This is a genomic window from Pantoea sp. UBA4549 (assembly GCF_002387285.1).
Taxonomy (GTDB): Bacteria; Pseudomonadota; Gammaproteobacteria; order Enterobacterales; family Enterobacteriaceae; genus Pantoea; species Pantoea borealis.
The window spans coordinates 1-12,816 of the sequence record NZ_DGLH01000015.1; the positions used below are offsets into that span (position 1 = coordinate 1).

The following is a 12,816-nucleotide window of genomic DNA, read 5'->3' on the forward strand; positions in this document are numbered from 1 at the left end:
ATTCATTATGATTCAGGCTCTAAAATTTAGTCCCAGATACATTACGCCACCGGATATGTTCCAGATACACGGATGACTTTAGAAGTTTCTCTGGAGAATGTCCCATCGTGCTATCTGGAATCTGTATACGCATTTCCGGACCGAACAGCCCCATTCAGATTAAACCCTGTCCAACCAGATCCGCGGTCTGATAAAGACGTTCGGCCTGGTGGTTTCGAAGGGTGTGGGGCGCGTGTTCGAGGAACATATGTGTAGCCTGTTTACGACGAATGCCGGACTGGAACAGATTGTCCGGCCGTTGCTTCATGCCTGGAAAAGCATGCGTACCCGCGCTGCCGAATTGGGCAAGCAGCTTGTCGCTTCTGCACGCACCTATGAGTAATGCCGACTTCTTGCATCCATCCCGGGAGGGCAGCGCGGTGGCGGCTTCCTCCTTCGTTGCCGCGATCAAGGCCCCGGCAAACTTCAAAAAGTCGCGCTCGATTGGCACCTAGATTAGCCTGACTGCCTCTCACACTGGCATTTTCCTCCGGTTTGCGTCAAGAAAGCGATTTTTGAGGACTTGATTGCCGGGGCTCTACATGCCACACGGTGTTGAACTCAATCTTAGTCGCGCTCAACAGCATTTTCGCCATATATTTATAGGAAGTTAGTTCGCCACGTGTAAGTGATCAAATTATCAGTATGGCGACGTAGCAGCCAGGATTCACGCTAACATATGGATTTATAGTCCGCAACTGTTGAAGGAAGTATTTATGCTTTATAGTATATGGCGTTATCGCCATTTCATACTAGCATCTATTCGTGGCGATTTAAAAGGCCGCTTTGCTCGTTCGCGTCTTGGAGCCTTCTGGTTTATTCTTCACCCGCTAGCGCAATCACTTATATTCTCGATTGTTCTCGCTGAAGTTATGCGTACCCGCATGCCGAACATCGACAGTCAGGCGGCTTATCCGATATATCTTCTTTCGGGCATGGCCGCTTGGGGTCTCTTCAGCGAGATTCTGACCCGTAGTATTGGCATCTTTATTGAGCAAGCCTCTGCGATGAAGAAGATCGCCTTCCCTCGGCTGTGCTTGCCAGTGATCGTGTGGGGTAGTGCGCTGATAAATCATGTCCTACTGCTTCTGGCAATCGCTGTTATTTTCCTTTTTTTCGGACATTATCCGGGTTTTGCTTGGCTCTATCTTATTCCGGGAATGCTATTAATTTCGATCATGGCGTTTGGAATCGGGGTTTTCCTTGGTATCCTTAATGTTTTTGCTCGAGATGTTGCGCAGTTTATGACAGTTTTTTTGCAGTTGTGGTTCTGGTTTACGCCCATTGTTTATTTGAAGTCAGTGGTCCCAGAAAAGTTCCAGTTTCTGATCGGTTTGAATCCTATGACGCCGCTCGTAGGTCTCTATCAGGACGCATTGCTTTTCAATCAGCGGCCAGAATGGATGAACCTTTGGCCGGCCATTGTCGTCGGATTCGTGGCGGTTGTCGTTTCCTTCATGGTTTTCCGTCGCGCAAGTCCTGAATTGGTGGATGCTCTCTGATGTCGGTCATTCTTGATGTTTCCAACGTAGGCAAGTCCTACGCCACTTATCGTAGTAATATTCAGCGCTTCGCCAACTGGTTCGGCGCTTCTATCGCCCCGACGACCGAGTTCTGGGCCAATCGCGGCGTATCGTTCAGCGTAAAGCAGGGTGCGGCGCTAGCGCTGATAGGGCAGAACGGTGCGGGAAAGAGCACCCTTCTTAAGATGATAACTGGTACTGTCCGTCCCAATGAGGGTACAGTGACGGTCGTCGGGCGCATCAGTGCTATTCTGGAGCTAGGTCTCGGCTTCAATCCCGAGTTTACAGGCAGGCAGAATATTTATCAGGCGGGCGGCCTTATGGGATTTTCTCAGGTGGAGCTTAAGGAAATGATGCCCGCCATCGAGGATTTCGCGGAGATAGGTGAGTTTTTTGATCAGCCTGTTCGTGTCTATTCTAGTGGTATGCAGGCTCGTTTGGCTTTCGCTCTGGCGACGGCGCAGCGCCCCGACGTTCTTATCATAGATGAGGTACTTTCGGTCGGTGATAGCTATTTCCAGCACAAGAGCTTTGATCGTATTCGACAGTTCAAAGAGTCAGGTACGTCGATTATCTTGGTTACTCATTCCATGGGCGACGTGCGTGCGCTTTGCGACCGAGTCATCTTACTCGACAAGGGAACGGTCCTGAAGGATGGCGCACCCGACGAGGTGGTGGATTATTATAACGCCATGATAGCCGAACGCGAAAATGCCAAAATGTCGTTGGAGCAGAAACGTGGTGAGAACGGATGGCTACACACACGTTCGGGGACATTTGAGGTACGGGTTGAGACCATTGAACTTCTGGATGCAGATACGCTGCAGCCGGTCAATACTGCTCGCGTGGGACAGAAACTTGTGATGAAGCTAGTGGCATATGCGCATCAGGACATTCCGCGCCTCGTCCTTGGCTATATGTTGCGTGACAGGACTGGGCATGTGGTGTGGGGCACCAATACATGGCACACGAAGCAGGTGGTCAAGGATGTTACTAGTGGAGAAAGAATAGAATACCTTCTGCCGTTCACCTGCACGCTTGGGCCAGGTTCCTATTCGTTTTCGCCTGCTCTTGTCAGTTCCGATACGCATATGGAGAATAATTATGAGTGGGCGGATAATGCACTGGTTTTCGATGTAGTTAATGTCGATGAACTCGTATTTATAGGAACGTGCTGGCTTGATGCTAGGTTCATGATCAACAGGAAGGCATGATGTTCATTTCCTACGCACAGAATTTCGAGGACGTCATACTGTGGCGAGCACTGAAGCATATCGAAAATGGCTTCTACGTGGATATAGGTGCGCAGGACCCCGTAGTGGATTCGGTAAGCCGGGGTTTTTACGAAAGGGGTTGGCGTGGTGTATCGGCTGAACCGACGGCGACCTACGCTAAAAAGCTGCGGGAAGATCGACCGGACGACAAAATTCTTCAGGCTGCCATCGGTAAAGGCTGTGAGAACATCCATTTTTTTGAGATTCCAGAAACCGGCCTGAGCACCGGTGATACGGAAATCGCAGAAGAACACCGACGGCGCGGCTTCGAAGTCATCGAAACTGAGGTGCCACTACTCCCATTGTCCGCGATTTTTGACACGACTGGTGATCGCGATGTCCATTGGCTCAAGATCGACGTAGAGGGTATGGAGAAATCTGTCATCGAGAGCTGGTTGCCCTCTGAAAAGAGGCCTTGGATTGTTGTAATAGAAAGTACTCATCCAATGAGTGAGGCGGTGGTATTTGATGATTGGGAGCCTCTCCTAACCGATAAAGGATATGAGTTTGTTTATTTTGACGGCCTAAACCGATTTTATGTTTCAAACGAACATCCAGAGTTGAAGGAGTTCTTTGGAGCAGGTCCAAACGTATTTGACAATTTCACGGTTTCGGGCAAGGCGAGCTCCTCATTTGTAGTGCGCCTCCAAGAGCACGTCCGAAACGTTGAACAGCAAATTGACGATTATGCTAAACGGATTACAGAATTTGAAGAAAGCATGAAAATTCTGAATTCGTTCGTTGCGGCGCTGCAGGAGGAGAAAGAGCGGCTTGTTCAGCGTAATGCTGTTCTCAAAGCAGACACACAAGTCTCGTCAAAAGCGCTGTTACAGGCGCAGGCGCAACTGAATGAGCATATTCAGATTGCCAACAGTATAGGTGCAGAACTCTCACGCGTGTATTCAAGCTTGTCATGGAAATTGACGGCGCCATTGCGTTTGTTGAATTCTTGGAGAGTTTGGGTTTCCAGTGGCACTTCAGCATGGTTGAGGCTGAAACCGGGGAGCCGTCCTCGGCGTGTAATGCGCCGCTATTTGGCTGATGTTTTTCGGTATGTGTATACACGACCGAGGCTGATGAGACTGGCCAAACAGCTTGTGCAGTATGTACCAACATTAGAGCTACGATTGCGGAGATTAGCCCTTGCTAGTCAGGGTGACGGCCCGGTCGATAGCGGAATTACGCAAGTATCAGAGCTAAGCTTACAGCCGGAAACTGTTCGTGAAGTTTATCGACGCTTGATGCAGGCCCGCAAGCGATCTGCAAAGCGCTAGTTTTTGAAAGACATCATTATGAAGTTGCTAGTGGATCTTCAGGGTGCGCAGAGCACCAGTAGTGGAACTCGTGGAATTGGCCGTTATTCACGAGCGCTTGTTGAGGCAATGGCGCAGAGTGCAGGTTCTCACGAATTACTCGTCGGACTTAATGATGCATTTCCGGACACAGTTCAACCAATTCGAGGAGCGTTAAGTAATCTGCTTGCGCCAGAAAATATCATTTGTTGGAAATCTTTGGGGAAAACCGCTGAATGGGATCCAATTAACCTGGCGAGAAAGAACGCCAGTGATGTATTGCGCGATTCATTTTTAGCAGCGCAAAATCCAGACATCGTTCATATTTCGAGCTTTATTGAAGGGTTCGGTGATGATGCCATCACATCAATAGGTCCTTTGGTAGGTGAACAAGCTACCGCTGTGACACTCTATGATCTGATTCCTTTGATTCATAATCAACTGTATCTGTCTGATCCACGATTCAAGGCGTGGTATGAACGCAAAATAAAAACTCTGGGGCAGGCGGGATTGCTATTGGCTATTTCGGAATCCTCTCGGCAAGAAGCGATTGATTTTTTAAATATCTCCCCTTCCAGAGTTGTAAACATTTCCACAGCTGCAGATTCTCGTTTTCGACGTATTGACATCTTACCTGACGAAGCTGTGGCGCTTCGCAGTCGATATGGATTGGTTCGACCTTTTGTCATGTATACGGGTGGCATTGATCACAGGAAAAATATTGAGGGATTGATCTCTGCTTTTGCATCTCTACCTGCCGATGTTCGAACAAGACATCAATTGGCAGTCATTTGCTCGGCGTCACCCGACTCTATGAGCGCATTGAAGAGTCACGCAAAGCGTCATGGATTGCGAGAAAACGATCTTGTAATGACGGGTTTTGTTCCTGATGATGATCTCGTGGCACTATATAATTTGTGCGAAGTTTTCTGCTTTCCTTCTTTGCATGAAGGTTTTGGCCTTCCGGCTCTAGAGGCGATGCAGTGCGGGGCCCCAACTATCGGTTCAAATGTATCAAGCATCCCCGAGGTTATTGGGCGCAAAGACGCACTTTTTGATCCACGAAAAGAGCAAGATATAACTGCTCGATTGAACCAAGCTTTGTTAAACCGGAATTATCGCGAAAGTCTGGTGAAACACGGACTTGAGCAAGCAAAGAAATTTAGCTGGGATGAGAGTGCTCGTCGTGCATGGTCCGCGTTTGAAGACCAATATGATCGCATTCAAGCTGGTAAGAAGACGATTTCAAGCGTAGCATCACAAAATCGGCAGAGGCTTGCGTATATATCTCCGTTGCCACCGGAAAGGACAGGTATTGCGGATTATAGTGCAGAAATACTTCCAAGTTTATCCAATTTATACGACATCACGCTTATTGTGAATCAAGAAAAGTTCGATCTACCCAATGAAATTTGTGATTTAAATGTTCATGACGTCGAATGGTTTAAGGAAAATTCAATCTTATTTGATCGAGTGATTTACCATTTTGGTAATTCACAGTTTCATAATCACATGTTTGATCTTGTTACACAATACCCCGGAGTTGTTGTTTTACATGATTTTTATTTGAGTGGCATTGTATCACATATAGCTGCTTATGAGGCTGGATTTTGGGATAGGTATCTTTATTCGTCGCACGGTTACTCTGCGCTTAAGGAAAGATACATCCCTGGTAGCTCGTTAAAGGTGGTTATGGACTGGCCAGCTAACGGTCCCGTTTTACAGAGTGCTGTAGGAGTGATCGTTCACAGTGAGTTTTCAAAGAATCTTGCTAAGCATTTTTATGATGAATCTCTTTCTAAAAACTGGAGCGTGGTACCGCATGCGCGAGCCTTACCAAATCTGTTAAATAGACGAGAGATACGTTCTACTCTTGGATTCCAAGATGACGATTTTGTTGTGTGTTCATTTGGTATAATGGGTCCAAACAAACAAAATGATCGATTGCTTCGTGCGTGGATTAAATCTTCTCTTTCAAAGAATAAAAAATGTTACCTTATTTTTGTCGGTCAGGAAGACCAAGGGGAATATGGAAGAGGAATTAAGAAGCTTATTTCTGCTGAAATAAAAGGACGTATCAAGATAACAGGATACGCACCACCAGAATTATACAGAGAATATTTGAATGCTGCTGATATGGCTGTTCAATTGCGAACATCTTCGCGCGGAGAAACATCTGGGACTGTCTTTGATTGTATGGCGTATGGGGTGCCAACAATAGTGAATCAACACGGTGCTATGAATGAGCTCCCAGACAAGTGTGTTGTAAAACTATCTGATGAGTATACGGATGCAGAGCTGGTTGCGGCCTTAGAGGGATTGTATTTTGATGAGTCAAAACGTGATGTTTTGTCAAAAACATCTTGCGAATATGTCCGTAATGAACTCTCTCCAGAGGTAATTGCGAGAGAATACCATCTGGCAATTGAAGAATTGTATGGACAGAGCAATGAGAAATTTGTTCAGCACGCGATCAATGCATTAGGGGAAATTGACGCCCCATCAGAAGGGGAAGGGTATTGGTATAATATAGCAAAGCTAATATCTTCCAATACACCGAAACCGCTTCTTCAAAAGCAGCTGTTTGTAGATATATCTGAACTCTTTCAAAGGGATGCTCGCAGCGGTATTCAGCGCGTTGTAAAAAGTGTCCTAAAGGAGTTAATGGACAATCCTCCGAAAGGGTATCGAATAGAGCCAGTCTATGCCCTCTTGGATGGTGAGGGATATCGCTATGCAAGAAGCTATACGTTGAATTTGATGGGATGTTCGGAGATTTTTTTGCGTGATGAGTTTATAGCATTTCGACAAGGCGATATTTTCCTTGGTCTTGATCTTCAGCATGATATAGTACAAAATCAATCGAAGAAACTGCTTGAAATGCGCCGTTTTGGTGTAAAAATTCATTTCGTTATATATGATCTTTTGCCAATATTATTTGAAAGGCATTTTATATCTGGCCGCAATGCGGCAGAATTACACGGAAATTGGCTTAGGGCCATAGGTGAGTGTTCTGACAGTTTAGTATGTATTTCCAAGTCTGTTGCTGATGAACTGAACACGTGGCTGTTAGAAAATCCGATTTCTCGAAATGGCTCGTTATCTGTAAAGTCATTTCATCTTGGGTCTGATATTCAAAACAGTTACCCCTCTATAGGGATGCCTGAAGATGGCGAATTGGTCCTTAAAAGAATGAAAAAGCGAATTAGCTTTCTGATGGTGGGTACCATTGAGCCACGCAAGGGGTATGCACAAACACTCTCTGCTTTCGAGACGTTGTGGAAACATGATTACGATATCAATCTAGTTATCGTTGGTAAGCAAGGGTGGTTGGTTGAGCAATTGGTAGAAAAAATTAATGCCCATCCTGAGCTCGGAAAGCGATTGTTCTGGTTGAATGGCATTAGCGATGAATATTTGGAGAAAATATATACAATTTGTGATTGTTTGATTGTGGCCTCGGAAGGAGAAGGGTTTGGTCTTCCTCTCATTGAGGCCGCTCAGCATAAACTACCAATTATTGCACGTGATATCCCGGTCTTCCGAGAAGTTGCTGGCGAGTATGGGTTTTATTTCGATGGTTTGAAGGAAGTGGAATTGGCAGATGCCATTAGTTGCTGGTTGGATCTAAAGCGTCAGAATAAGCACCCGCGCTCAGACGATATGCCTTGGTTGACCTGGAAGCAAAGCACGCAGCAGCTTTTAGATATTATCCTTCAATAGGGGGTATAGGGATGGGCAGCGTGGTTCAACATTTTAGTAGAATTCCTAATATGAAAATTGGTGTAAACGGCCGTAATCTCGTTCCTAGCTTCACCGGAATCGGACGCTATGTGCTGGAGATGTGCCGTCATCTGGTTGCGAAAGGACATGAAATTGTTCTGTACCTACCGGAAAAGCCTTCTTTTCCATTGCCGGAATGGCCGGGTACCACGGTGCGTATTGGCAACCATGCAGGCGCTATTCGGCGTCTGATTTGGGGGCAAATGGTGTTGCCACAACTCGCGGCGGGTGATGGTCTTGATGTTTTTTGGGGGCCTGCCCACCGGTTGCCGCTTTATCTAAATCAGCGCATTCCGCGTGTTGTCACCATCCATGATCTGGTGTGGATGGACGCGGCTTCGACCATGCGTTTTCAAACGTGGCTTGGCGAACGTATCTTGATGAAACCTGCCGTTTATGGGGCGGACAAAGTGGTCACCGTTTCTTCCGCGACAGCGGAGGCTGTGAAGATTGCCTTTCCAGCAGCTGCCGAAAAGGTCAGTGTTGTTCGTTCAGGTCTGACCCTATTGAGCGGTAATTTTACGAAGGAATCTTTCGCGGCCTTTGCCCAGAGCCACAGAATAGATCGACCTTATGCACTTTTTGTTGGTACGCTGGAGCCGCGCAAGAATCTTCCTCGCCTTTTAGAAGCTTATTCTCGTTTATCTGTGAAGGTTCGTGGAGAGCTGCTTCTCGTCATTGCTGGTGGCCAAGGATGGCGTCTTGCCAACTTAACGACGTTAATTTCACAACTCGGTATCGAGGCCTCGGTACGACTAACCGGATATGTCACGGACGGTGATTTGGCTGGACTTTATGCTAATGCACGATTTCTCGTCATGCCTTCGCTCTATGAGGGCTTTGGGCTCCCGATCATTGAAGCTAATGCAATGGGAATTCCAGTGTTGGCTTCCAACACGTCATCAATGCCCGAGGTTGCGGGTGATGCTGCGCTACTTGTGGATCCGCAAGATGTTGATGCTCTGACTTGTGCAATGTGTCGTTTAGCAAGCGATGAGCATCTTCTTCGCCATTTGGCTGCTAGATCACGCCTTAATGCTGCTCGCTTTGATTGGCATAAAAGTGCAGCTGAAATGATAAGAATTTTTGAGGATGTAATAGCAATGCGGAACAAATATAGGTGACAACATGTCTGCATTGGGTAATGGTAATGTTGATTGATGTTTAAACTGAGGCGCGCTTCCATTGATCTAGTACATCAGCAATAGTTTTCTCAATACTTACTGTTGGCGACCAATTAAAAGTTTGTTTTGCAGCGTCCGCGTTGCCGAAAGCAATTGCGACTTCTAAAGGCCGTACTTTTTCTGGATCAACTATAATCTCAATGTCATGGCCGGATAAACGAATTAATATCTCCAGGATCTCACGGATCTGAATAGTTCGCCCGGACGCCAAGTTAAAGACCTTGCCTTCGGCATCGTTATTTTCACTAAGTGCTGCTGTGGCATATGCACGTACGACGTCACGGACATCTAGAAAATCACGAAAGGCATCAAGATTGCCGACCTTAATAATAGGTTTGATCCGTCCTTGCATGATGTCGGCCACTTGTTTCGCAAAAGCGGACACCACGAACAATGGTATTTGTCCAGGCCCAGTGTGATTAAATGGGCGAAAGCGGATCGAGCGGAGCCCGTCATAAAACATCTGGCCGACAGCGATGTCTGCCGCTGCCTTTGCAGCCCCATACATATTCTTGGGCTGCAAAAGGCTCCGCTCATCGACTGGACGTCCATTATTTTCTTCGAATGTAACCCCGTAAACCTCTGAGCTACTAGCGTAAATGAACTTGCTGTCGGGTGCGGCTGATAGAACAGAGGACGCCATATTTAACGTTCCCTGGAAATTAACATTCCAGGCAGTAGAAGGATCTCGTCGGGCCTCCATTGGAGCCGCAATAGCAGCCAGATGAATTACAGCCGTAGGCTGTACTTCACGAACAATGCGATAGGTATCGAGCCGATCTACGACATCTAGAGAATAATCGTTATTGTCTGACCTGCCAGCGGTAACAAGTTCAATTGGTCTCGTTTTCGCATAGTCGCGAAGAAGCCTCATCAACCAAGTTCCAACGAAGCCATCAGCCCCTGTAATGAGAATGCGATGTTGGCGCATGAGAGGTGAGGCTTGATCCATCATTTCGAGCGATTCAATCTTTGAATGTCAGCGTCAACCATTTCGACAATCATTTCTTCCAACGAAATGGTAGGAGTCCATCCGAAAGCTTTCTTAGCTTTTTCTGGATTTCCGAGAAGAACGTCAACTTCGGCAGGGCGGAAGAGTTCAGGATCAATAACGAGATGCTTCTCAAGATCGAGATCTGCATGGGCGAACGCAATTTTACACATATCGCGTACGGTGGTCGTCCGTCCAGTTGCGATAACATAGTCATCCGCAACATCTTGCTGTAGCATCATCCACATCGCGCGGACATAATCCTTTGAATGCCCCCAGTCGCGCTTTGCATCAATGTTACCAAGCCGAAGTTCGTTTGCAAGACCGAGCTTGATACGTGCAACCCCATCAGTAACCTTGCGGGTAACGAACTCAATTCCACGCAGTGGAGATTCATGGTTGAAGAGAATGCCGCTCGATGCGTGAAGATTGAAGCTTTCGCGATAGTTCACGGTTAGCCAGTGCCCGTACAGTTTGGCTACTGCGTATGGAGAGCGAGGATAGAATGGCGTTACTTCCGACTGCATAGGCTCCTGAATGAGGCCATACATTTCTGAAGAGGACGCTTGGTAAAAACGAGCGTCTGGGCGCTCCAGTCGAACTGCTTCTAGCACATTCGCAACACCCAAACCCGTTACATTGCCGGTCAAAATCGGCTGTTGCCAAGAAGACTTTACAAATGACTGGGCAGCAAGATTGTAAACTTCATCGGGCTTTATATCGCGCATCGTGCGAATGAGTCCCGAGAGGTCGAGGAGGTTGCCGTCCACAATCTTAACGTCTTTCGTCACGCCAAGCCAATCTAATCGGCTCAGATTCACATCCGAGGTGCTCGAGCGACGAGCAAGGCCAAAAACTTCATAACCTTTTTCAAGAAGAAAAGCTGCTAGATAAGCGCCATCCTGTCCTGTTATGCCGGTAACTAGAGCTCTTATCGTCACATGTGTCTCCATTGAATACTGTGTATTGAGTATGTCAGCAACAAAGTCCGACCATAGAATCAAAGTGTTTGCCGCAGCACCTCCTATTCGGTTGTTCGAAAGCGAACTGGGAAGCACCGTACGTGTCAGTTAAGGTGATGATTGCTCTTATAGGTGTGTGGGCAAATGGGCAAGTCTTATGGCCTGCGGTAAATTGCGTTCTCATCTTATATTGATTTACTCGAATCGAATTGATTCGCGCAACATGCTATGCCCACCGCGATTTAGTGATTCAAGTTGCTGTCTGTGGTTGTGAAGATATCAGCCGGATTGTAGACTCCCTTTAAGGAAGTTGTTTAGGTAGTGAATTGAAATGGCAGTTACTTTTGGGACATCGGGTCTGCGAGGGCCAGCAACTGATTTTACGGATGCGGTTTGCATCGCCTATGTCATTGCGTTTTTGCGGCATATCTCCCGTGATTTTGACTTTAACGAGGTCTATGTCGCCGCTGATTTGCGCGAATCCAGCCCTCGAATCGCAGCTTCATGCGTGGCTGCAATCGAACTGATCGGCAAGAATGCGATTTGGGCTGGGAATATTCCGACCCCGGCACTCGCAGACTACGCGATGGTTCGTAATGCACCTGCCGTCATGATAACAGGAAGCCATATTCCGGAGGCCTACAACGGGATCAAATTCTATCGCCCTGATGGAGAATTTTTGAAGGACGATGAAACACCCGTTCGCGGCCTTGCTGGAGAATTATTGCGTGGAGTTGTCGAAGAACAGCGACTTGTCAATTTGCCGGTGCCCTTGGCTGATGTCGGAGAAGAATATGTAAGTCGTTCCATCGCCTCTTTCAGTCGGGACGCACTGACTGGAATGAAAATAGGTATCGATCTTCATTCCGCCGTGGGGCGAGATCTTCTCGTTCGCATATTTGAAGGCCTTGGCGCGGAGGTTCGTCCATTTCATAGAATGGAACGATTCGTTGCCGTTGACACAGAAGCGCTGGATCCCGCTGACTTGGCGAGGTCGCGCGAATTTATTGTTGAGCACGGACTAGATGCCGTGGTGTCGACGGACGGTGATGGTGACCGACCTCTCGTCATTGATGATCAGGGAAAGCAGGTGAATGGGGATATACTGGGTATTCTGACAGCCCGGTATCTCGGTGCGAAAACTGTAGTTACGCCACTCAGTACGACAAGTGCTTTGGAAGAAAGCGGCTGGTTCGAAAACATTCGGAGAACACGGATTGGATCGCCCTATGTCGTGGCTGAAATGGCGTGTGCAGATGTTCATCCTGTCGTTGGTTTTGAGGCAAATGGCGGGTTTTTACTCGGCGATGATGTGATGTTGAAGTCTGGCCTATTGCGCCGCCTGCCGACCCGTGATTCCGTTTTGCCAGCTGTGGCGGTTCTGGCGCAGGCGAAAGAGCAGGGCATGCGGTTGAGCCAAATGGTTGCGACACTTCCCTCCCGCTTCATGAAGGCTGATCGAGTCAAGGAAGTTCCTTCAGGTCGCGCTATTCCATTTTTGCGCGCTATAGAAACGTCACAATCTTTCCGTTCTAGTTTCTCACCCTTGATTGCCGCGCCGGAATCAATATCGACTGTCGATGGCGTGCGCATGGCGTTTGCGAATGGCGATACGGTTCATTTTCGCCAATCGGGCAATGCGCCGGAAATGCGGATTTACGTCGAAACGGATTCTGGGGAAAAGACCGAACGGATTTTGAGTGGGTTGATCGCAAAGCTTGCCGAGACAATCTGAGTCCTGCTCTTCGAAAGGAAGTTAAATTGCGTG

Annotated in this window: 9 protein-coding genes; 6 read left to right on the forward strand and 3 right to left on the reverse strand. The window is 47.5% G+C overall.

What is annotated here, in order from left to right; genetic code table 11:
• Window positions 1-154 precede the first annotated feature (154 nt).
• Window positions 155-490, reverse strand: a complete 336-nt coding sequence (locus B3041_RS14065) for a hypothetical protein (protein WP_292975923.1) — start codon at window positions 488-490, stop codon at window positions 155-157.
• A 265-nt stretch (window positions 491-755) separates the two neighbouring features.
• Between B3041_RS14065 and B3041_RS14070 the strand changes: the two genes are divergently transcribed.
• Genes B3041_RS14070 through B3041_RS14090 form a run of 5 tightly spaced genes read left to right on the forward strand, consistent with a single transcriptional unit; the run spans window position 756 to window position 9,035 of the window.
• Window positions 756-1,541 carry an ABC transporter permease gene (locus B3041_RS14070; protein WP_292975926.1) on the forward strand — a complete coding sequence of 262 codons (786 nt, stop codon included), beginning with the start codon at window positions 756-758 and terminating at the stop codon, window positions 1,539-1,541.
• Window positions 1,541-2,776, forward strand: coding sequence for an ABC transporter ATP-binding protein (locus tag B3041_RS14075; RefSeq protein ID WP_292975929.1), 1,236 nt, complete (start codon window positions 1,541-1,543; stop codon window positions 2,774-2,776). Before B3041_RS14070 ends, B3041_RS14075 begins: the two co-directional genes overlap by 1 nt.
• On the forward strand, window positions 2,773-4,110 hold the full coding sequence (locus tag B3041_RS14080; protein ID WP_292975932.1) for an FkbM family methyltransferase: 1,338 nt from the start codon (window positions 2,773-2,775) through the stop codon (window positions 4,108-4,110). Before B3041_RS14075 ends, B3041_RS14080 begins: the two co-directional genes overlap by 4 nt.
• A 3-nt stretch (window positions 4,111-4,113) precedes the next feature.
• Window positions 4,114-7,851 (forward strand): glycosyltransferase, encoded by a 3,738-nt coding sequence (locus B3041_RS14085; RefSeq protein WP_292975934.1) that lies wholly within the window; start codon window positions 4,114-4,116, stop codon window positions 7,849-7,851.
• Between the two features lie 11 nt (window positions 7,852-7,862).
• Window positions 7,863-9,035, forward strand: a complete 1,173-nt coding sequence (locus tag B3041_RS14090) for a glycosyltransferase family 4 protein (RefSeq protein ID WP_292975937.1) — start codon at window positions 7,863-7,865, stop codon at window positions 9,033-9,035.
• Between the two features lie 40 nt (window positions 9,036-9,075).
• Here the strand turns inward: B3041_RS14090 and B3041_RS14095 are convergent, their stop codons facing one another.
• Together B3041_RS14095 and B3041_RS14100 are read right to left on the reverse strand one after the other, a co-directional pair.
• On the reverse strand, window positions 9,076-10,050 hold the full coding sequence (locus B3041_RS14095) for a GDP-mannose 4,6-dehydratase (protein ID WP_292975940.1): 975 nt from the start codon (window positions 10,048-10,050) through the stop codon (window positions 9,076-9,078).
• Entirely contained in the window at window positions 10,047-11,021 is a 975-nt protein-coding gene (locus B3041_RS14100; RefSeq protein ID WP_414692386.1) for a GDP-mannose 4,6-dehydratase, read from the reverse strand. Before B3041_RS14100 ends, B3041_RS14095 begins: the two co-directional genes overlap by 4 nt.
• 358 nt (window positions 11,022-11,379) lie before the next feature.
• Here B3041_RS14100 and B3041_RS14105 point away from each other — a divergent pair, with 358 nt between their 5' ends.
• On the forward strand, window positions 11,380-12,783 hold the full coding sequence (locus tag B3041_RS14105) for a phosphomannomutase (RefSeq protein WP_292975946.1): 1,404 nt from the start codon (window positions 11,380-11,382) through the stop codon (window positions 12,781-12,783).
• Window positions 12,784-12,816 lie beyond the last annotated feature (33 nt).